The sequence below is a fragment of the Paenibacillus sp. JT31N7 genome, from assembly GCF_059692095.1.
Map to the genome: position 1 here is coordinate 2044285 of NZ_JCAUAT010000001.1, position 19409 is coordinate 2063693.

General features: G+C 56.4%; 20 protein-coding genes. 8 read left to right on the forward strand and 12 right to left on the reverse strand.

Going from position 1 to position 19409, the window contains the following annotated elements; all coding sequences use genetic code 11:
• Window positions 1–83: 83 nt before the first annotated feature.
• The 3 genes from AC58P5_RS09195 to AC58P5_RS09205 form a co-directional block, all read right to left on the reverse strand.
• Complete coding sequence (locus AC58P5_RS09195) at window positions 84–1619, reverse strand: solute symporter family protein (protein WP_497385842.1); 1536 nt, start codon at window positions 1617–1619, stop codon at window positions 84–86.
• Window positions 1620–1649: 30 nt separating this feature from the next.
• Window positions 1650–1961 carry a DUF485 domain-containing protein gene (locus AC58P5_RS09200; RefSeq protein WP_497385843.1) on the reverse strand — a complete coding sequence of 104 codons (312 nt, stop codon included), beginning with the start codon at window positions 1959–1961 and terminating at the stop codon, window positions 1650–1652.
• 117 nt (window positions 1962–2078) lie between these two features.
• Window positions 2079–2381, reverse strand: a complete 303-nt coding sequence (locus AC58P5_RS09205) for a hypothetical protein (protein ID WP_497385844.1) — start codon at window positions 2379–2381, stop codon at window positions 2079–2081.
• Between the two features lie 213 nt (window positions 2382–2594).
• On the opposite strand from AC58P5_RS09205, the gene asd reads away from it, so the two are divergent.
• Both asd and AC58P5_RS09215 read left to right on the forward strand, forming a co-directional pair.
• On the forward strand, window positions 2595–3386 hold the full coding sequence (gene asd, locus AC58P5_RS09210) for an archaetidylserine decarboxylase (RefSeq protein WP_497385845.1): 792 nt from the start codon (window positions 2595–2597) through the stop codon (window positions 3384–3386).
• 24 nt (window positions 3387–3410) lie between these two features.
• Complete coding sequence (locus tag AC58P5_RS09215) at window positions 3411–4664, forward strand: MFS transporter (protein WP_497385846.1); 1254 nt, start codon at window positions 3411–3413, stop codon at window positions 4662–4664.
• Window positions 4665–4761: 97 nt separating this feature from the next.
• Here AC58P5_RS09215 and AC58P5_RS09220 read toward each other — a convergent pair whose 3' ends face one another.
• Together AC58P5_RS09220 and AC58P5_RS09225 are read right to left on the reverse strand one after the other, a co-directional pair.
• A complete protein-coding gene (locus AC58P5_RS09220; protein ID WP_497385847.1) occupies window positions 4762–4887 on the reverse strand; it encodes a hypothetical protein in 126 nt (41 codons plus the stop codon).
• A 38-nt stretch (window positions 4888–4925) separates the two neighbouring features.
• The gene (locus AC58P5_RS09225; protein WP_497385848.1) at window positions 4926–5243 is read right to left on the reverse strand and encodes a hypothetical protein; all 318 of its coding nucleotides are present in this window, start codon (window positions 5241–5243) and stop codon (window positions 4926–4928) included.
• 249 nt (window positions 5244–5492) lie between these two features.
• Here AC58P5_RS09225 and AC58P5_RS09230 point away from each other — a divergent pair, with 249 nt between their 5' ends.
• Complete coding sequence (locus AC58P5_RS09230; protein ID WP_497385849.1) at window positions 5493–6314, forward strand: alpha/beta fold hydrolase; 822 nt, start codon at window positions 5493–5495, stop codon at window positions 6312–6314.
• A 126-nt stretch (window positions 6315–6440) separates the two neighbouring features.
• Window positions 6441–7112, forward strand: coding sequence for a hypothetical protein (locus tag AC58P5_RS09235; RefSeq protein WP_497385850.1), 672 nt, complete (start codon window positions 6441–6443; stop codon window positions 7110–7112).
• Between the two features lie 26 nt (window positions 7113–7138).
• On the opposite strand, the gene AC58P5_RS09240 is transcribed toward AC58P5_RS09235, so the two are convergent.
• On the reverse strand, window positions 7139–8404 hold the full coding sequence (locus AC58P5_RS09240) for an enolase C-terminal domain-like protein (protein ID WP_497385851.1): 1266 nt from the start codon (window positions 8402–8404) through the stop codon (window positions 7139–7141).
• 194 nt (window positions 8405–8598) lie between these two features.
• Between AC58P5_RS09240 and AC58P5_RS09245 the strand changes: the two genes are divergently transcribed.
• Complete coding sequence (locus AC58P5_RS09245) at window positions 8599–8856, forward strand: hypothetical protein (RefSeq protein ID WP_497385852.1); 258 nt, start codon at window positions 8599–8601, stop codon at window positions 8854–8856.
• A gap of 102 nt (window positions 8857–8958) precedes the next feature.
• Here the strand turns inward: AC58P5_RS09245 and AC58P5_RS09250 are convergent, their stop codons facing one another.
• From AC58P5_RS09250 to AC58P5_RS09265, 4 genes are all read right to left on the reverse strand, one after another.
• The gene (locus AC58P5_RS09250; protein WP_497385853.1) at window positions 8959–9360 is read right to left on the reverse strand and encodes a hypothetical protein; all 402 of its coding nucleotides are present in this window, start codon (window positions 9358–9360) and stop codon (window positions 8959–8961) included.
• A gap of 259 nt (window positions 9361–9619) precedes the next feature.
• Window positions 9620–10099, reverse strand: coding sequence for a GAF domain-containing protein (locus AC58P5_RS09255; protein WP_497385854.1), 480 nt, complete (start codon window positions 10097–10099; stop codon window positions 9620–9622).
• A gap of 42 nt (window positions 10100–10141) precedes the next feature.
• The gene (locus AC58P5_RS09260) at window positions 10142–11611 is read right to left on the reverse strand and encodes an NAD-dependent malic enzyme (RefSeq protein ID WP_497385855.1); all 1470 of its coding nucleotides are present in this window, start codon (window positions 11609–11611) and stop codon (window positions 10142–10144) included.
• Between the two features lie 110 nt (window positions 11612–11721).
• Window positions 11722–13317, reverse strand: a complete 1596-nt coding sequence (locus AC58P5_RS09265; protein ID WP_497385856.1) for an aminotransferase-like domain-containing protein — start codon at window positions 13315–13317, stop codon at window positions 11722–11724.
• A 372-nt stretch (window positions 13318–13689) separates the two neighbouring features.
• Between AC58P5_RS09265 and AC58P5_RS09270 the strand changes: the two genes are divergently transcribed.
• The 3 genes from AC58P5_RS09270 to AC58P5_RS09280 all read left to right on the forward strand — a co-directional run bounded on the left by AC58P5_RS09270 (window position 13690) and on the right by AC58P5_RS09280 (window position 17977).
• Window positions 13690–15936, forward strand: coding sequence for a PrsW family glutamic-type intramembrane protease (locus AC58P5_RS09270; protein ID WP_497385857.1), 2247 nt, complete (start codon window positions 13690–13692; stop codon window positions 15934–15936).
• Window positions 15937–16028: 92 nt separating this feature from the next.
• Window positions 16029–16355 carry a hypothetical protein gene (locus AC58P5_RS09275; protein ID WP_497385858.1) on the forward strand — a complete coding sequence of 109 codons (327 nt, stop codon included), beginning with the start codon at window positions 16029–16031 and terminating at the stop codon, window positions 16353–16355.
• Between the two features lie 314 nt (window positions 16356–16669).
• A complete protein-coding gene (locus AC58P5_RS09280) occupies window positions 16670–17977 on the forward strand; it encodes an aminotransferase class I/II-fold pyridoxal phosphate-dependent enzyme (RefSeq protein ID WP_497385859.1) in 1308 nt (435 codons plus the stop codon).
• Between the two features lie 166 nt (window positions 17978–18143).
• On the opposite strand, the gene AC58P5_RS09285 is transcribed toward AC58P5_RS09280, so the two are convergent.
• A complete protein-coding gene (locus AC58P5_RS09285) occupies window positions 18144–18326 on the reverse strand; it encodes a hypothetical protein (protein ID WP_497385860.1) in 183 nt (60 codons plus the stop codon).
• A gap of 243 nt (window positions 18327–18569) precedes the next feature.
• Window positions 18570–19229 carry a metallophosphoesterase gene (locus AC58P5_RS09290; RefSeq protein WP_497385861.1) on the reverse strand — a complete coding sequence of 220 codons (660 nt, stop codon included), beginning with the start codon at window positions 19227–19229 and terminating at the stop codon, window positions 18570–18572.
• Between the last annotated feature and the right edge of the window lie 180 nt (window positions 19230–19409).

A 19409-nucleotide genomic window follows, 5' to 3' on the forward strand; every position in this document is an offset into this window, starting at 1 on the left:
TGCCGGCAAAATAGAACAAAAGAACCTCCCGTCCGCCAAGGACCGGGAGGTTCTTTGTTGTGCCGGGCATGGTCGTCGCCCGCTTACATGTTGATATTGCCGACGTTGGCTTTGACGACAATCTCGTCGAACTTCGCATCCGACGATTTTTTCTTCGACAAGACCGTTCCGAGAATGGCGCCCAGGAATCCGAGGGGAATGGAGACGATGCCCGGATTCGTCAGCGGGAACAGCGGCGTGCCCACGAAGATGGCTTTGCCCGCTTCCGGACTCCATACGCTCGGGCTCAGGGCCACAAGCACCAGGGAGGAGATCAGGCCGACGAGCATGCCCGTTACCGCACCCGCCGTGTTGAAGCGCCGCCAGAAGACGGTGAACAGAATGACCGGCAGATTGGAGCTGGCCGCGATGGCGAAGGCTACGGACACGAGGAACGCGACGTTCAGCTTGGATGCGGCCAGCGACAAGATGATCGACAGGATGGAGACGCCGACCGACGCCCAGCGGGCTACCCTCATCTGCTCCGACTCCGTAGCTTTCCCGTTGCGTACGATGTGGCTGTAGAAGTCATGCGCGAACGCGGAAGCCGCGGAGAGAACAAGACCGGTGACAACGGCCAGAATCGTCGCGAAAGCGACGGCCGCGATAAAGGCGAAGAAGAAATCGCCGCCGAGCGCTTTAGCCAGGAGAGGCGCCGCCATGTTGCCGCCTTTGTCCTCCGCGATGATGTTGTCGTACCCGACAAACGCGGCCGCGCCGAAGCCCAAGAACAGCGTCAGCACGTAGAAGATGCCGATGATCCAGGTTGCGTATACGACGGAGCTGCGCGCGGTCGGAGCGTCCTTCACCGTGAAGAAGCGGATCAGAATGTGCGGAAGACCGGCCGTTCCCAGCACGAGCGCCAAGTTAAGCGAGAGCGTGTCGAGCGGAATTTTATACTTATTGCCGGGGTCCAGAAACTTCTCTTTGAGCGGAGTAACGGCTTTCAGCTGATCGAACATTTCGGTCACGCTGAAGTTGAACTTCGAGAACACGACAATCGAAAGAATGAAGGTTCCGCCCATCAGCAGCACCGCTTTGACGATCTGTACCCACGAAGTTGCCGTCATCCCGCCGAATACGACGTAGACGGTCATAAGCAGACCGACAATCAGAACGGATGTCGTGAAATCGAGCCCCAGCAGCAGCTTGATGAGCGCCCCCGCGCCCACGAGCTGCGCGATCATATAGAAGGTGGAGATCGTGATCGTATTCAAAGCCGCCACGCCCCGGATTTTCTTTTCGTTGAAACGGGCCGCAATCATATCCGCCACCGTATATTTCCCGAGATTGCGGAGAGGCTCCGCTACAAGGTAGAGAACGACCAGATACGCGACCAGAAATCCGATGCTGTAAAAGAACCCGTCGAAGCCAGCCAACGCGATCGTGCCCGCGATTCCCAGGAAAGAAGCGGCGGACATGTAATCACCGGCGATAGCCAGGCCGTTCTGCCAGCCCGTCAGTCCTCCGCCCGCCGTATAGAACTCATCGGTGGAGTTGGTTTTTTTGGCCGCGAAATAGGTAATCAGAAGTGTGATCGCCACGATGCCCAGAAATAACCAGAATGCCGTCAAATTCACTTGACTTCCCTCCAATTATGAGAAATGAGATCAGCCTTTCATTTGCTGCCGGATTTGCTGGACCATCACATCGAATTTAGCGGCCCGGCGCGAGTAAAGGATACATAGCACCCAACTCATGATAAACTGCGCAAAGGCGAATACCCACGCCCAGGAGACGGAACCGAATGCAGGGGCGTTAAGCACGGTGGTGTAAGAGGTGAGAATCGGGAGCGTAAAATAAAAGGCAAAGAAGAACAGGGAAAGCGGTAAAATGAATTGTCTTTTTCGTTTCAATAAAGTTTGGAACTGACTGGATTGCGCAATCTCCGTGTAATTGAGCTCCTTGGCTCGCTTTTTCATTAGCTTCCTCCTCCTAATTTTGTTTTCTTTACGTCTGGTAAGCGCTTTCATTAAACCCAACCTTATTATATATAAACTTTACATTTTGTACCAGTTATTTTTCGATCAAAATTCGGCTCATCGCTTCTTTCTTCTCCCTGAAAAAATTCCTTCTACTATAAGACGCTGCAGAGCGTACAGACCGAGCCACCCCCCGCTTGCCAAAAAGACCGGATTCAGGAACACCTTATGCACGCTCGTCATAAAAACCGTGTTGTTTACGAGAATCTCCGCCACGGTCACCCCCGCAATACCGGAAAAAAGTACAAGTGCCGCGTAAGCCGCAGTATCCATGATCCATTTGGCCCCGGCAACTTTATTTTGAAGCCAAACGAGCAGCCACGGCACGACAACAACCGTTCCCCACACCAAACCGGACATAGGTCTTCCCCCTTTTTCTAACCAGCTTAGGCAGCCTTAACCCAAATCATACCTGTCTACCCGAAGATAACGGCACCGTCCCGGCGAAAAGCTTCGTTTTCAGCTGTTGAGCGCCCGAAAACGCCGGGTCGCGGCAATTGTCAAAACGTTCATTCTATGGCAAGATAAAACGAAGACTACAGTCAACGTATAGATAGGAGCATTGAACTAAGCATGAAACCATTGTTTCGACTTATGACGGAACTCTCATCCCGCAAATGGATCTCCCGGATGACCGGTTCGTTTTCCAAATCTCCGCTCAGCCGCTCTCTTATTCCGTGGTTTGCCAAGTCTTACGGCATTCCGGTAGAAGAAGCGGAGAAGGCGATCGGAGAATACGCCACACTCAACGAGTTTTTCACCCGCCGCCTGAAGCCCGGACTCCGTCCGGTCGATACGGACCCGGCCGCGCTGGTCAGCCCGGTGGACGCCGTTATTACCGGCTATGGCCCCGTAGAGGCGGGCCGCATGCTCAGCGTCAAGGGGCAGGATTACACCGTCGAGGAGCTGCTCAACCGTTCCCCGCGTACGATTAATTACGAGAAGGGCTTTTTTATGGTGCTTTATTTAAGCCCGACGGACTATCACCGCATCCACTCTCCCGTTACCGGCGAGATATTGGAGAAAGAACATGTTCCCGGCAAGGTTTATCCCGTGAACGAATTCGGCTTGCGCCACATGACACGCGTGCTCAGCCGCAACGAGCGTCTCATTACCGTGATGGAGCATGAAGCCGGCGAAATTGCCGTCGTGAAAGTCGGCGCGCTCAACGTCAGCTCCATTCAGTATGTCGGAGGCCTACCGTCTCATCTGCAGGCGGGCGACGACCTCGCTTATTTCGAATTCGGTTCGACGGTTGTGCTCGTCACCGAGAACGGCATCCTGACGCCGCGCTCCGATCTCCAGGTGGGCAGCAAAGTCCGCATGGGCGAACGGATCGGTACGCTTACGCGTCCTACACACTAGCTTCACGAAAGGAGTGCGTGCCCTATGGCGTCGCAGGCGACAGTCAATGCCGGCACCGCACGACCCTCAGCAGGAATCCCTTCGTCGAAACCGACGGTTTATAAGGTACTCCTTGCCATCAGTCTCGTGCATCTGTTCAACGACTCGATTCAGTCGGTTATCCCGGCTATCTATCCGATTTTAAAAGACAGCATGACGCTTTCGTACGCCCAGATCGGATGGATCTCGTTCTACTTCAATCTGACCGCTTCCATCATGCAGCCGGTCATCGGCATGTATACCGACCGGAAGCCCAAGCCCTACATGCTGCCGCTCGGCATGGCCTCCACCTTCCTCGGCATGCTCCTGCTCGCGTTCGCGCCTTCGTACACGTTCGTGCTGCTTGCCGTATCGCTGGTGGGCCTGGGATCGGCGGCCTTCCATCCGCAGGGCTCGAAGGTCGCCCACCTGGCCGCAGGCTCCCGCAAGGGCCTGGCCCAGTCGATCTTCCAGGTCGGCGGCAACGCGGGTCAATCGCTGGCTCCGCTGCTGACGAAATGGATCTTCATCCCGCTGGGCCAGTTCGGCTCGATCTGGTTCACCCTCGTGGCGGGCGCCGCCATGCTCGTGCAAACCTTTATCGCCCGCTGGTATAAGGGTGTGATCGAGGCCGGAGCCGTGACGGCGAAGAAGACCGTGCAGCGCGCGATGGATCCTGCCAAGCGGAATAAGATCGCCACCGCGATCGTCGTGCTGGTGTTCCTGGTCTTTATCCGCTCGTGGTACTCGGCGGCCATGACGAGCTATTACGCCTTCTATTTGCGCGATGTCGTCGGCACGACCATCGACCAGGCGCAAATCTATATTTTCCTGTTCCTGGCCGCAGGCGCGCTCGGTACGTTCTTCGGCGGACCTCTCGCCGACAAGTTCGGACAGAGAACCGTCATCTTCGTCTCGATGTGCGGTGCGGCTCCGCTGGCCGCCCTTATCCCCTACGTCAGTCTGGGATGGGCAACCGTGCTGCTCGTGCTGACCGGATTCATCGTGTTCTCCAGCTTCTCCGTCACCGTCGTGTATGCGCAGACGCTGATTCCGGGGAAAGTCGGCATGGTGTCCGGCCTGATTACGGGCTTCGCGTTCGGCATGGGCGGGATAGGAGCGCTCGTTCTGGGCAACCTGATCGACGCGCACGGTATCAGCCTCATTATGAAGCTGTCCAGCCTTCTGCCGATTCTCGGCATCCTGACGCTGTTTCTTCCGTCAGACCGCAAGCTGCGTGAATGGTCCGCAGACGTATAAGCAAAGCAAACCGGTATCCCCTTGCGGGAATACCGGTTTTTTTAGTCGTGTCCGCAACTGTCCCTAAGCGGTCATTCCACGGCCGACGTTTCACGCTTCAGCCCGTCCATTCGTTTAAAGCCAAGAGCACGAAAGCCGCCAGCGTAAAAAGATAAAAAGATCCTATCGCAATGGCCGCGAAGATCGCCGCCATTTTGGCTATACCCAGCAGCACTTTTTTCACTCTCTCCCTCCTTCACCAGATCACAGCGACGGCCCCGATTAAGGATGATCCACCGAAAATTCCCACGGACCTCTTACCAGCGTATGAAGGGAAGACACCTTCAGCTCGTATTCCTTCTGGCCGGGCCGAACCGACAGAAGCATCCATTCCAGCCTGTTCGTTTGCTCGTTACGGTGCCAGGCGGCGGCAAAAACACCGCTGACACATTCCTCGATATCCTCCCGCGACACCGCCCCTTGAAGGATACGATGCACCAGGCCATATACGTTCGAAGCGTATAAGTCCATAAGCGCTTCCAGTGCTGCAGCATCCTGTCCAGACACCCCGCGAACCAACCATTCCTCCGTTTTTTCCATATAGTGCCCCCCGTATTTCCAATCCCGAGATCTGTTTCTTCTGTCCCTATCATGTACTACGCCCGTTCCCTCCGAAATCACTCAAGCCTGAAGAAATATCGTCCAAACCTTCTCACATACAATAGTAAAAAGCAGCGGATTTTTCTTCTGCCGCACCCGTTTGGTGTTTGCCTCAGTAGTGATTGCGGGCACTTTCATCCATCACGGGTTACGCCCTTACTTATTTTTTTCATCCAAAGGAGGCACAGGATGGGCATCTACATACCCGTTGAGCAGGGAGTTAACCTTTACGTCGAGGATTTGAACCCCGGACCCGGGGGCGGCGGCAAAACGATTCTGTTCATTCACGGCTGGCCGCTTAATCACACGATGTTCGAGTACCAGTTCGATCAGCTGCCCAAAGCCGGAATTCGCTGTATCGGCCTGGATTTGAGGGGGTTCGGCAAATCCGACCGTCCTTGGGAAGGCTATTCCTACGACCGGATGGCGGACGATATCCGCCGCGTGATCGAGACGCTCAGGCTCGAGGGCATAATACTGGCCGGATTTTCTATGGGCGGTGCCATTGCGATCCGGTATATGGCCAGACACGGCGGGTTTGGCGTTTCCAAGCTGGCTCTGTTCGCTCCGGCAGCTCCTCTTTTTACCAAACGTCCGGATTTCCCGTACGGCAATTCAATCGAAGAGGTGAATCATCTCATAGAAGGAACCTATACCGACCGCCCTAAAATGCTGGAAGATGTCGGCGGCCGTTTTTTTGCCCGGTATGTGTCGGCCCCTCTTCAAAACTGGTTTCACGGAATCGCCCTGTCATCCTCCGGGCACGCGACCGCCATGGGGGCGGCTCTTTTGAGAGACGAGGATCTGCGTCCCGATCTGCCCAAAATCTCCGTGCCCACTGTGATTTTCCAGGGGGCGCAGGATCTGATCTGTCCCTATCCGTTAGCCCAGGCGACACAAGCGGGCATCAAAGGCTCGGAGCTCGTGGCGTTTGCATACAGCGGACACGGCTTGTTTTACTGCGAAATGGGCAAATTCAACCGGGAGCTGATGCGGTTCGCCGGTTCCTAAGTACGGCTGCCTCACGGCGCATAGTGAGAAGACATTTTTATACCCGCTCTACCCCCGTGTTCCCATTGCCAAATATTGTTATGCTTGCTATACTTCATAGAAAACTTCGGACGGGGTGTCTATCTCATGAAAAGAAAACTTGGCTGCTACCATGCCCACTATTCCAATATCGAACATATCGAGAAAGCACTCGGCTCATATGACATCGAGCTAGTGCATTTCGTCGATCCCGGTCTGGACCGGATCAAGAACGACAGCGATTTTACGGAGGAACTGGCCCAGAACAAAATAAAATCCACACTCGACTGGTTAGCCAGCTGTCATGTGGATGCCATTTTGATCACCTGTACCTATTTTACCGCTCATCTGCCTGAAAATCTCTCCTGCCCGGTACCGATCATTAAAATCGACGATCCCCTGTTTCACAAAATCCTGCAGCTCAACCGGCCTTCTGTTCTTGTCTTCACCAATCCTTCGACTGTCGAAGGCACGATGGAACAACTCCATAAGTTTGCCGACGCAGCCGGCCAGGAGATCCAGATCGAATCGGTCCTCCTGGAAAATACGTTCCAGCTCGTCATGCAGGGCAAGAAAAACGATTATATCGAAGCGGTTTCCAGAGGGCTGTTCCATGTCATCGAGGACCACCCCCGCAAAACGGTGTTCGCGGCCCAATTGTCCATGGTGCCCGCCGCCCAGCGGGTCGGCATGGAAAGCGATGCGTTCCTCGGCAATCACCTCGACGCCCTTCCGGGCTATCTCAAAGATATTCTCAGCCTCGAAGCCGTAGGACGCTGACGCCGGTACACAGCCCGCAGGAATACCTAGCGGCTTTCGTAGTAAGAACTCGGCCGGAACACGCCGCCGCTTTCCGCGTAGAAAGTCTCGTCCAGCTCGAACAACCCGCTGCGTGTGCGGGTCCAGCCCGCTCCCGCCGCCGGATGATAACTTACGAGCCGGTCCCAGTCGCGGTAATTTTGCCCGCCGTTGGATTCGATCAGGCCGTAAGCCATCCCGGCCAGAGGCCGGAGGTGAGCGGCCAGCACGCGGGTCCACTCCACGAGCAGCGGATTGGCCGTGAGATCGGCGCAGAAGCATGGCACTCCCCGCTCGGCGGCAAGAGCGGCCACTTTCAAGCTCAGGCTCATCGACTTGGCCGCAGGTTTAAGGGCGAGAGCTCCGTAGCCCAGATCCATGTAATAGCGGGCATTGCTCTCGGACTGAATGCTCTCATCCCCGGCAATACGGGCCGGTACATCTTCGACGGAGATTTCACGCCCGTCCAGAAAAGGCTCTTCCACCAGAATTACATAAGGCAGCGATCCGCTGCGGTCCGCGTCCTCAAGCAGCCGCAGGAGGTCGTCTTTTGCTGCGTAACGGCCGTTCAGGTCGAGATAGTAAGACACCTCCGCGGTGGCCGGGTGGGTCTGCAAATAAGCTTGGGTCAGCTCATGAATATGCCGAAGGCGCCTGCTGTCCCAGTCGATCATATCGTCGCCTCCGGACCCCAGCTTAATTTTGAGCACAGTACAGCCCTGCTCCAGCAGGCCGGTGATCTCCCCGTCGTCCGTCCCGTACGCGATGGCAGGAACGGCTGCAACCGCCTCCGTCTTCTGCTCGCCTAAGCTGCGGAATTCCCCGGGCAGCAGATCCGAGAAACGGTAAATCTCCCGCTCCCGCGCGTAGAGGACCCAGGCTGCGAAATCGACCGCTGCGAGCGCGTTCAATACATAAGTGGGCCGGATATCAGGATGCCCCTGGCTGGCGAACCAGGACTGCGAAGGCCGCGCATATAAGGCTTCAAACAGTTCCATCGGATGCGCGAAGGAGGCTCCCTCCAGGGACTTTACGGTCTCCTCCGCAAATTTGTACATCAGTTCATTGGCTCCCTGTTCCCCGAGAGCCGCCATCAGATTGGCATCCGACCATAACGGGCTTTGGACGCCCACTCCCGTACCCTTGTGACCGCTTTCACAAGTTAGCGTAACAATCGGCTGCCACAGCTCCGTTAATTGTCCTCCTTTAAATCCGAAAGGATGAAGCAGCGGTTCCCGATCGGCCCGCAGGTTGCTTTCCGTGATTGTCAGCATGCGTTCTCGCCCTCTTTCTCCCCGTTCGCCGGAGCTTTCTTTGTCGGGCAGCTTAACTTCATACCCGCATAAGCACATTTCATTGTACCCATATCTTAGGAGTCACGACAGAGCCTGTCAATGAATCGGCCATTTATCGCAACTTTATAGACACGGAAACAGTAAAATGGTAGAAAAAGGAAGGGGCGAAAGCCATGCGTACAAGACCGATTTATTTGTTCTATGGAGGTATGTCCCTGCTAATGATGGTCGTATACACCGTCCAATTTATCAGCGGTATGCCGGAAGTTTACAAGCAGCGGACCGGGCCGCTGGGAAACGCTCCGCACTTTGAGAACTTGTTTTCGAAAGGCTTGCCCTGCGCCATTTTGGCACTGGCTATGACGTTTTTTTATCTGATTCTATATTTGGCCGACAGGCCGAAAAAAGAGCCGGATCAAGAGCCCGGATAAGGCCCGATTCGGCTTTTTCCGAGTCCTATGTCAGAATGGTAGCTTCTCGGAACGCCGGCTCTGCTTCCAGCCATGTTTATCGCTTGCAGAAATCCCGCCCCGTTAGCCGGACAGGACCTCCAAAGTCAGCAGTTGACCGGTTCTTTTCGTCACGGTCGCCTTCACCTGATTGCCCGCCTCCAAAAGCTCTCCGCTTTCCACCGACGGTATTTCCCTGGACGGCAGCCGGTAGCGCTTCACCTTGCCCTCCCTCGTTTTCAGCGACAGCCTTCCGTTGTCGTATGCCGTTACCCGGCCTTCAAACTCAACGTGCCGGGATTCGATCATATCGAACAGAACACATCCGGCGGTAAAAAGCGCAAAAAGGAGGCCCAGAACTATCAATGGCCTAAGCAAGGGAGGCTGGTCCCAGCTTTGAATCATCAGCGTGACAAACATAAAAACGCTGAATAACGACCCGGCCAGCAGAGGCAGCAGGGGATTTCGTATTTCAATCGTCTTCATAAGCTCTCCTCCTCGGCAAATGAGCACTTCTTTTTACAAGCAAGCTTAATCCTCTATATTTCGTCCTCAGGCATAGAAGCGCGTTACTGTGTTCTCTTCTACTCTAACGAATTTATCATGGGAAATAAATACAAAAAATGAAAATATTTTGTGAGCGCCTCTAAAAAAAGCCCCCGCACCGGCAGGTACGAGGGCTTCTCAAAGCTAACTAATTCACTAAACAAACTCACGTCGTGCAGAGGGTACCCTGATCGTCAGCTTACAGCTGAGCCGCCAGCTCCGTCACGAAACGCTCCAGCATAACGCGGTCGGTTTCGTCAAAACGGGCCAGGTTCGGGCTGTCGATATCCAGGACGCCCAGCAGCTCGCCGTCTTTAACGAGCGGTACGACAATCTCCGAGCGGGAGGCCGCGTCGCAGGCAATATGCCCGGGAAACTGCTCCACATCCTCGACGACCAGCGTCTCGCGCGTCTGCGCCGCCGTACCGCATACTCCGCGTCCGAGCGGAATGCGCACGCAAGCCGGAAGCCCCTGGAAAGGTCCGAGCACCAGCTGCTCTCCTTCCAGCAAATAGAAACCGACCCAATTTATGTCCCGGAGAAACTGGCCGAGCAGCGCCGAAGCGTTCGCCAGATTGGCGATCCGGCTTGTCTCCCCTTCAATGAGCGCCTTCAACTGGGCTATGACGAGAGTATACTGCTCTTCACGGGTTCCTCCGTAAGTTTCCGTATGAAACATAGTATCGCCTGCTTTCCTAGTAAAACTGTAACCAGGAATTTATTATAGCATACCCGCGCCGTCCGCGGACTGCTCGGATTGGACGGATTCGTCGCTGCGGATATCGGCGCTTTTCCGTCTGGCTACGCCGGTTTCGTAAGCGGCCGCAATCACGGCCTCGCGGACCTTCTTCACGACCTGCTTATTGAACACGCTCGGTATGATGTAAAGCTCGTTGAGCTCATCTTCCGAAACGACGGATGCGATAGCTTTGGCGGCCGCCAGCTTCATCTGCTCGTTCACACGCGTGGCGCGGCAGTCCAGAAGACCGCGGAACAGGCCCGGGAAGCACAAGACGTTGTTGATCTGGTTCGGATAGTCGGAACGGCCCGTCGCCATGACGCGCACGTAAGGCTCCGCTTCTTCCGGCGCGATTTCCGGTGTCGGATTCGCCATGGCGAACACGATCGGATCAGCCGCCATTTTCTTGATGTCTTCCACTTTAAGCACACCCGGTCCCGACAGGCCGACAAAAATATCGGCTCCCTCAATGACTTCGGAGAGACGTCCTTTTTCCTCATTCGGATTCGTATTCTCGGCATACCACTGCCACGATTGGTACGGATACGATTGGCCGCGGACGAGTGCTCCTTCACGGTCCACTCCGATCACGTTCTTAACGCCTGCCGCGAGCAAAATCTTGGTGCACGCGATACCGGCGGCTCCGATCCCGCAGACGATAACCTTGCAGTCTTCGAGCTTCTTGCCCGCGACCTTGACGGCGTTCAGCATTCCGGCAAGCAGAACGACCGCCGTGCCGTGCTGGTCATCGTGGAAAACGGGTATATCCAGCTCTTCGATAAGCCGGTTCTCGATTTCAAAACAACGCGGGGACGAAATATCCTCCAAGTTGATTCCGCCGAAAGCCGGGGAAATCGCTTTTACGATCGATATAATTTCTTCAGGGTCCTGTGTATTGAGGCAGATCGGGAAAGCGTCTACACCGGCAAACTGTTTGAACAGCATCGCCTTACCTTCCATAACAGGCATGGCCGCTTCCGGACCGATATTGCCCAGTCCCAGAACCGCCGTACCATCCGATACAACGGCAACGGTGTTGCGTTTAATCGTCAATGAGAACGCTTTCGAAGGATCTTCATGAATAGCCATGCAAACGTTTGCCACACCGGGTGTATACACACGGGACAAATCATCACGGTTTTTGATCGGTATTTTCGGCGTCGTTTCGATTTTACCGCCCAAGTGAAGCAGGAACGTCTGGTCGGACACGTTAATGACTTTTACGCCGTCCAGCTCGTTCAGGGCCTTCACGATGGCACCCGTATGATTCTGGTCGCTGACATTAACGGTAATATCCCGGACGGTAACGGTTTTCGTTGAACGGTTGACGTCAATTGCCACGACATCGCCGCCGGCGTCGCCGATCGTAGTTGCGATCTGTCCGAAATTCGTGCGTTCTTTCATCATCTCAAGCCGCAAAATAATACTTGTACCTCCGGTAAATCCGGCCATATCCAATCACTCCTACGGGAATTCTATATTACGGAAAAGCCTCGGCGAGTCAAACCGGGCTCGTCCTTCATTCACATCATAGCACAAACCTTTTGGAGATTCCCGCATGCCTACAAAAAAGTTTCCCTCAGGACTTCCCCCATCACGGAGATGCCGCGGCCGATCTCCTCCCGTGACAGATGTCCGAAACCGAAACATGCCGCGGGTCTTTCTCCGCAGCGGACATGCTGTCCGGCGTCCCGCCAGAAAACACCCCGCTCGGCGCATTCGGCGGCAAAGCGCCTATATTCCTCCACGCCGCCTTTCCACCAGCCGAAAATATGGAGTCCCGCTTCGCTTGGCATCCATTCGAAAGCGGAATCCAGCGCAGTCAGCCCCGAACGCAGCAGGGCGGCTTTCTCCCCGTACACCCGCTGCATCCTGCGCAGATGGCGCTCGTAGGCGCCGCTGTTCATAAAGGCCGCCAGGGCCCGCTGCTCCAGCATCCCCGTCGTCAGCGGCTCGTAGTGCTGCTTGGCGCGCCGGAACGGCTCGACGAGAGACGGCGGCAGCACCGCATAGCCGAGGCGCAGGCCCGCGTACATCGTCCGCGAAAACGTGCCGACGAACAGGACGCGGCCTTCGCGGTCCAGCGCCTTAAGCGGCTCCAGCGGCCGGCCCGCGTAGCGGAACTCGGTGTCGTAATCATCCTCGATGATGACGGCGCCTCGTTCCTTCGCCCAGCGGAGCAGCTCCTGCCTCCGCTGGAGCGGAAGAACCGCCCCGGTCGGAAACTGCCGTCCGGGGGTGACGAACAGCAGCCGTGCATTCCACGGCTGCGGGATAATGCCCTGCCCGTCGACGGGCGCATCGACGGGCAGGCCGCCCGCGGCCGCCGCAGCGCGTACGGCGCCGCTGTACCCGGGCGATTCGACGACTACCTCGTCGCCCGGGCCTACCAGCAGCTGCATCGTCAGCGCAATCGCCTGCATCGACCCGTTCACGATTGCGACGCAATCGGGGTCCGCGTCGATGCTCCGCGAGCGCCGCAGATGCAGCGCGATAGCCGAGCGCAGCGAATAGTCCCCTTGAGGGTCGCGCAGCGGACCCTCAAGGAAGGCGGCGCTGCGCACCTGCTCGTGCAGGCAGCGGTTCCAGGCCTGCCGCGGGAAGGCCGAGCTGTCGGTGCCCGACAGCTCGAAGACGATGGCGTCCGGACCCGCGGGTGTATGCGGCTCTGCGCTCCAGTAGGCAGCGCCGGTCACTCCTTGCTTCCCGGCTTCTCCTGGTACGCTGCCCGGCCTCCGCTCTGCTCCGAGGTACTCCTGCTCCCGGCTATCCTCCTTATTTCCTGCCGAGCCGCCTCTCCCTTCCTGCCGCCTGCCAGCCTCACCTTCCGGTTTCATCAAAAGGCGTCCCCACGCCGACAAAAGGAGAGGTTCTTCCGAAAAGGAGCCGGTTCCCCCCGCCTGGTCGCTCCGGAAGGCAACGAACGTTCCTTTCCCCGGTTTGCCTTCTATGTATCCTTCGGACATCAGCATCTCGTATACTTGCATAACGAGTCCGCGGGAGATTCCGTATACCTCCGCCAGCTTCCGGCTGGAAGGGAGTTTAGAGCCCCATTCCAGTCTTCCTTCTACTATACTTTCCCGCAGCGCTTGGTAGAGGGCGGTATTTTTATGGGGAAACAGTTGTGCATAGTGATTAAAAGGGATTAAAATCTTCACATAAACCTCCGCCGAATTCCGGTGAAAATAAAAAGCCGCCTGATCGTTTCTATCTTCTTACCATCTCACAGAGACGTGTTCAAAATCAACGGCATTTTAGCCGGCTCCGGGCTCCGCGCACCTGAGTCCCATTTCGGGCGGTCTCTGCGAACTTTTATAGGGGGAAAGCAAAGGCCCAAGGGAACTTCCTGATCCCGTTTGTGGAACCTTTGAGCCGCTTCACCCGTTCGGTTAGGCATATTTGAAGCCGCCGTCCTGTTTCAGGGCGCTGTTCCCGCAGCGGAGCGAAACACGGGTTCTTTGCCCGTCTCCGGCTCCGGTAACAGGACAGAAGATTGTTGTCTGCCATCGGCGCACAGAAAGGAAAATGATATGATTTTGCCAGGTTTGCGTTTAACCATCCGGACCGCTCGCGACCGGTTTCGTACCCATTGGAAAAAAGGAGCCGCGCAGGCTCCGCGTTTGTTCGCCTTCTATTCGATTTTATCCTGGCTGGGCCTGACCGTCTTATGCCTGTCCCTGCCTTTTATGAAAGACAGCCGCACTTTGCTTGTGCAGGCTTTGGTTTCTTTTTACGTACTCTGGCAGCTGTGGATCGTCTGCCGTTCCAAAACCGTCGGCTGGTCCGCGTACGCCGCCTTTTTTATCATCGGCACCTGGATCGTAGCTCCGCTCAATACGCTGTTCATTCACCTGGTCTTCCTGCCGTTCGATCCGGCGGTTTACGCCGTCTGGAACGCGTCGCTCGTTTCTCCGCTGACGGAAGAGCTGATGAAGCTGGCTCCCCTGCTTCTGTTTTTGTGGGGCTCGCGCAAAGCGACCTCGCTCAGCCTGGCCGACTTCGCCCTGATCGGGGGCGCTACCGGAGCCGGACTCCAGTTTCTGGAGGAATACGGGATGCGGCTGCATGCCAGTCTGGAGCGGGCCGGCTCCGCGGCGGTTTCGCCGGATAGCGCGATGAGCTGGAGCCCGGTTCATTTCCTGCCTTCCCTTGAGCAGGGTCTCGCCTCGCCTTGGACCGGGCATACGGCGGCAACCGCCCTCTGTGCCCTCGGCCTCGGAATCGCCATCCGCCTGCGCAGAGTCATCGGGAAATCCGCTTACGCGCTGCCCGTCTTTCTGCTTGTCTGGGTCGCTGCGGATCATGCGGTCCATAACGGGACACAGGCGACCTGGCTGAACGGGTTTCATATGACGCTCGGCGGGGGCGCTTATACCAAGGCGGTATTTATCGTTCTGCTGATCGGTGCGATCGCATACGACTATGCCGACCTGAACCGCATGCGGAAGGGGCTGACATTGCTCCGCTCCGAAAACTTGATCGAACCGTTCCGCGAGCTGTACCGTTCTGTGAGCATGCTGAGGGAAGGCGCCCAAAGCTACGTCAGCCTTCTCCGTTTCTACCGGATCCGGCGCCGCCTGGCGTTCACCCTGCTGTACGGCAAAAAAGATGCCAAGCGCAGCCTCGGCAATCTCCAGGACGAAATGAAAACGCTGAACAAAGCGGCTGTCCTCCTTGCGGCGGGATTCCTTCTGCTGAGCGCCGCATCCTGGACCGGCGGACCTGCCGCGGCCGCAGGAACAAGCCCGGCAGGCAGTGCCTGCGTTTCCTGCCTGTACGTTCCGACCCAGGCTTGGTGGAGCGGGCAGAGTGCCGCCGCGAAAGGCGTGCTCCTGCTCGGCACCGCCTTTCTGTTCACTTCCTTCTTCCCGCTGTGGGGCGCGGTAAGCGATACGCTGGCGGGCAGCTTCAAAGCCCGCCGCAAACACGCCGGGCGGCTTCAGCCCGGAGAGATTTTGCCGCTGCTCGGCACGTTCACTCCGCGTATGGCGGCGGCGGCCGGTCTGCGGCTGCTCCTTGACCGCCTGTCGGGTCTCGGAGCCGGGAAGGAGCCTTCCGCGCCAAGTGCGCCCACGGCTTCGCCGGGCGCGCAGGAGCAGCCCTCTGCGGCCCGGTCCGCAGAAGCCCCGTCTGCCGCGGAAAGCGCGGCGGACGCCGGCAGCGGCGCTGACGCTGCGGCCGGTGCGGCTGGCGCGGAGCGTGCCGGAACCGCCCCGGAACGCCGGCACCGTTTCACGACGGCGCGCACGCGGCAGACCGTCCACCAAGGGGAGCAGGCTTATTTGCCTGCCGGAACCCGCTACGGAGGCGGGTGGACTTTGAAGGGGCTGCATAACTGGAACGGCTTTTTGAACGCCGTCAGCCGGGACCGCTGCACGGTGGTAAGAATCGAGGAACTGCCGGAGAACGGAATCCGCAGAGCCGTCATCAGACGGCAGGGAACGGACCCCGTAACCGGGGAAACGCTCACCTCCCTGACGTACGGCAAAACGTTTTATCCCAGCCACTACAACGATTCGGAAATCGACCGCTTAGGGGAAGACGCGCTGAACAAGGCTATTCTTCATAACCGGCTGCAATCGCAGAATGACCATCGCGGCCGTCTTCAGGCCTATACGTTTAAAGAACAAGTCGTCGGGCCCGACGGGAAAATCATCGGGGTTCGGGGCAGAGTCCTACCCGATGTCGAAGGCAATCTGACGGAAATTATCGACCATTTCCCTTACAATCACCGCCAGACGGTGTCGTTCCGCACGCTTGCGGTGGATCAGGACTAAATTATCCCGCTTTATCGTAAGCGTACCGCTCTTGTACCCGTATGGAAGCAGGCAGTGCATTTTATGCGGTAGATCCGGAAAGGAGGATACCAATGGAAACCAATATGGAGCTGCTCAGGCATCTGGCCCAGATTCACCGCCCCATCGATACCGACGCCGATGATATCTGGCATTATATGATTTTGAATATGGAAGAAGATGCCCTGGATCCCCCGGCGCTTCAAGCTGTCGCCTCCGCTCTGGAGAGCGAAACGAATCAGGGAATCGGTTTCCGGGAAATCCAGTTCGAGCGTGTGCTCGAACACCCCGAGCTTGTCGAAATGGAATACTACGAGACTAATCTGGTCTGCCCGCGGGAAGCGCTGGCCGCTCATATCCGCAAGGTGCTTTTTCTTTACGACGCGGGAATGGAAGCATAATATACGGACTTGATAAAAAAAGAGGCGCCGCACACGTTTTGCAGGCTTAGTCTGCTTGACACTTTCTATTGGTGTTTCTTACTCCTTAGCTGCAACTTTGCTTCTGTTTTCATTATTCGCTCGACAATTCAATCGACGTTTCTATCGCGCTCTCCGCAAGTTTTTCCGGAGCTTTATTACCGGTTCTTGCGGGTTCAAACGGCTTCCGGATACCGGGGGCCGTTTTTTTTAGGTAACGCAGTGACGCATTCCGGTAAGAAGTGCTATAATAATGGCTAAAATGAATTTCCATAACCCCGGAAGGATGGAGCGGAATGAACCCCCTTGCTAAGCAGTTGAATGAAACCATCGAAAAAGAGAACGCCTATGTGTACGAGATGTTATCGTCGCTGGGCAAGCACATGTATTTCCCGAAAGTCGGCATTTTGAGCCAATCGGCCGAGGCTAAAGCGAAAGCCGGTAAATATAATGCCACGATCGGTACTGCCATCGAGAAGGGTCAGCCTATGCACCTGAAGGTCATTCAGGATACGCTGTCCGCCTATGATCCGAAAGATCTCTACGAATACGCGCCTCCTGCGGGCAAACCCGGTTTGCGCACCGCCTGGCGTAAAAAAATGCTGGAGGAGAATCCGTCCTTAAGCAACAAAACGTTCGGCAATCCGATCGTGACCAACGCCCTTACACACGGCTTGAGCGTTGCGGCCGACTTGTTCGTAGAAGCGGGAGACCGCGTCATTATTCCGGATAAAAACTGGGAAAACTACGAGCTCACCTTCGGAATCCGCCGGGGCGCCGAAATCGTTACGTACCCGCTTTACAATGAAGACAACACGTTTAATTCCGCAGGACTCCGCGAACAGCTCCTTGCCCAGAAAGAGACAGGCAAAGCGTTCGTCGTCCTGAATTTCCCGAACAATCCGACGGGGTATACACCGGGTCCGGAAGAAGGACGCCAGATCGTTGCGGTGATCCGCGAAGCCGCGGAAGCGGGCATCAATGTCGTGGCGGTTACCGACGACGCGTATTTCGCGCTCTTCTTCGAGAATTCCCTGCAGGAATCTCTTTTCGGCCAGCTTGCCGATCTTCACGACCGCGTACTGGCGGTTAAAGTGGACGGCGCTACGAAAGAAGAATATGTATGGGGCTTCCGCGTAGGTTTTATCACTTACGCCGGCAAGAATGAAACGCTGCTCAGCGCCTTGGAGCAGAAAACGCTCGGGATTATCCGGGCCACGATCTCCTCGTGCTCGCATCCTTCGCAGACGTTTGTCCTGCACGCTTTGAACTCTCCTGAATTCAACGCTCAAAAGCAGGAAAAGTTCGAAATCATGAAGGGCCGCGCGAACAAAGTGAAAGCTCTGCTCGACAGCGGCAAGTATGGAGACTCCTGGAATTACTATCCGTTCAACTCCGGTTACTTCATGTGCTTGAAGCTGAAAACCGTGGATGCGGAAGCGCTGCGCCAGCGCCTGCTGGAAGTTTACGGCGTCGGAACGATCGCCCTCAGCGAAACGGATCTTCGGGTCGCTTTCTCCTGCATCGACGAAGAAAACATCGAGGAGCTGTTCGACCTGATCTATCAGGGAGTACGCGACCTTGAGACGGTTTCCGCGAAATAAGCGAGCCTTCCTTTGCTCCATACCTAAAAGCCCGGCTGCTATAGCCGGGCTTTTTTATCTTTTATGAGAACTCACAGAAACGGTTTCATGCAGAGTCATATGCTTGCCGCAGGTCGTGAAAGTCAATCATCGGAGTCGAAATAGCCCCGGCAGCGAACAAGGGGGCTCATCTCAACGGTACCCATACACTTCCATTCCACTGCACCGGCGTTCCCTCAGCCGTTCCGGCCGCGATTTTACCGGCGGGTACCCGTACCCTCCTGCCTTCGATTTCCAGCACCGCCGACGGTCCGCCCAGTTCCCGCACGATACCGGAGCGCCTGATTTTGCAGCTGCTTTTCTCCTGCATGAGTTGTACCTCCGTTGTGTATCTATTGTCCGCCCGGCTCCGTCCCTGTCCCGCCGAGGAGCGCTGTCTGCGCTGCTCCGGTACTCGGTAGCTGCCAGCCGCGTGACGGGTTCGCATCCGGCAGCCGAACGTTCCTCCCGCACTCACAACTCGTGGACGGTGACTTCGCTGCGGATCAAAAACCGGGCGTTGGGGCCTGCCTGCCCGATCCCTTTGGAAATGTAATAGCGTCCGTAAGAGGTTTCATGCAAGCCCTTTGTGATCCCCCTCGCCGCGAGCTCCCCCTTCCGTATAAAACGGAACATGAAACTGCATGCCGTGAAAATGCCCCGCCATCAAATAAGTAAACGGCCGCTTTAAACGGAGGACAAGGTTCGGATTGTGGGTCAGCACCACGACCGGCTTGTGTGCCGCAGTATGCCGGAAAGCTTTCCCGATCCGGCTGTGCCCGGTGCCAAGATCATCGATGCCAACGAACTGGAAGGCGCCGAGATCCGCCGAACGGTTGTTCAGCAGAACAACGCCCGCCCCTTCCAAAATCGCGCTCAGCCTCCCCATTCCGGCCGGATCTAAGCGGTGATCGTGATTGCCGAGAACGGCAAATGCCGGAATTCCGCGGGAAACGACCGCCTTCAGCACCCTCTCCACTTTCGGCAAATACTTGTTTCTGCGGGTAAAGTCGCCGGTCAGCGCGATATAATCCGGCTTTTCCGCATCAATCAGCCGAGTAAGCGTACCGGGACGGATTCTCAGCTTTTCGACGTGAAGATCGCTGATCTGCAAAATCTTAATGCCGAGCCCGGCAGGTACCCTTACGCGCTCCACTTTGAGCCACATCGTGGGGACGATCAAGAAGAGATACGCGCAGGCCGCCGCAAGCAAAAGCCACACAAGTACAGTCATAAATCTCATCCTGTTCCAGTTAAAGGTTCCTTCCACCATAAGGCACGCATCCTCCGTTCGTCAAGGTACCGGATACCCCGTCTCCGGCAATAAAAAAGATACGCAAATTGTGTCTTTTTTTGTCGAAATTGGCTACCTTGTACAAATAGAGCCCGGAAGCTATAATGAGATTACATAATG

What these genes read in the sequence shown, in the direction of transcription:
- AC58P5_RS09200 (WP_497385843.1), bottom strand. Translation starts at nt 1,961, where the DNA reads ATGAAAAAGCGAGCCAAGGAGCTCAATTACACGGAGATTGCGCAATCC.
- AC58P5_RS09205 (WP_497385844.1), bottom strand. Translation starts at nt 2,381, where the DNA reads ATGTCCGGTTTGGTGTGGGGAACGGTTGTTGTCGTGCCGTGGCTGCTC.
- asd (WP_497385845.1), top strand. Translation starts at nt 2,595, where the DNA reads ATGAAACCATTGTTTCGACTTATGACGGAACTCTCATCCCGCAAATGG.
- AC58P5_RS09215 (WP_497385846.1), top strand. Translation starts at nt 3,411, where the DNA reads ATGGCGTCGCAGGCGACAGTCAATGCCGGCACCGCACGACCCTCAGCA.
- AC58P5_RS09225 (WP_497385848.1), bottom strand. Translation starts at nt 5,243, where the DNA reads ATGGAAAAAACGGAGGAATGGTTGGTTCGCGGGGTGTCTGGACAGGAT.
- AC58P5_RS09230 (WP_497385849.1), top strand. Translation starts at nt 5,493, where the DNA reads ATGGGCATCTACATACCCGTTGAGCAGGGAGTTAACCTTTACGTCGAG.
- AC58P5_RS09235 (WP_497385850.1), top strand. Translation starts at nt 6,441, where the DNA reads ATGAAAAGAAAACTTGGCTGCTACCATGCCCACTATTCCAATATCGAA.
- AC58P5_RS09240 (WP_497385851.1), bottom strand. Translation starts at nt 8,404, where the DNA reads ATGCTGACAATCACGGAAAGCAACCTGCGGGCCGATCGGGAACCGCTG.
- AC58P5_RS09245 (WP_497385852.1), top strand. Translation starts at nt 8,599, where the DNA reads ATGCGTACAAGACCGATTTATTTGTTCTATGGAGGTATGTCCCTGCTA.
- AC58P5_RS09250 (WP_497385853.1), bottom strand. Translation starts at nt 9,360, where the DNA reads ATGAAGACGATTGAAATACGAAATCCCCTGCTGCCTCTGCTGGCCGGG.
- AC58P5_RS09255 (WP_497385854.1), bottom strand. Translation starts at nt 10,099, where the DNA reads ATGTTTCATACGGAAACTTACGGAGGAACCCGTGAAGAGCAGTATACT.
- AC58P5_RS09260 (WP_497385855.1), bottom strand. Translation starts at nt 11,611, where the DNA reads ATGGCCGGATTTACCGGAGGTACAAGTATTATTTTGCGGCTTGAGATG.
- AC58P5_RS09270 (WP_497385857.1), top strand. Translation starts at nt 13,690, where the DNA reads ATGATTTTGCCAGGTTTGCGTTTAACCATCCGGACCGCTCGCGACCGG.
- AC58P5_RS09275 (WP_497385858.1), top strand. Translation starts at nt 16,029, where the DNA reads ATGGAAACCAATATGGAGCTGCTCAGGCATCTGGCCCAGATTCACCGC.
- AC58P5_RS09280 (WP_497385859.1), top strand. Translation starts at nt 16,670, where the DNA reads ATGAACCCCCTTGCTAAGCAGTTGAATGAAACCATCGAAAAAGAGAAC.
- AC58P5_RS09285 (WP_497385860.1), bottom strand. Translation starts at nt 18,326, where the DNA reads ATGCAGGAGAAAAGCAGCTGCAAAATCAGGCGCTCCGGTATCGTGCGG.
- AC58P5_RS09290 (WP_497385861.1), bottom strand. Translation starts at nt 19,229, where the DNA reads ATGACTGTACTTGTGTGGCTTTTGCTTGCGGCGGCCTGCGCGTATCTC.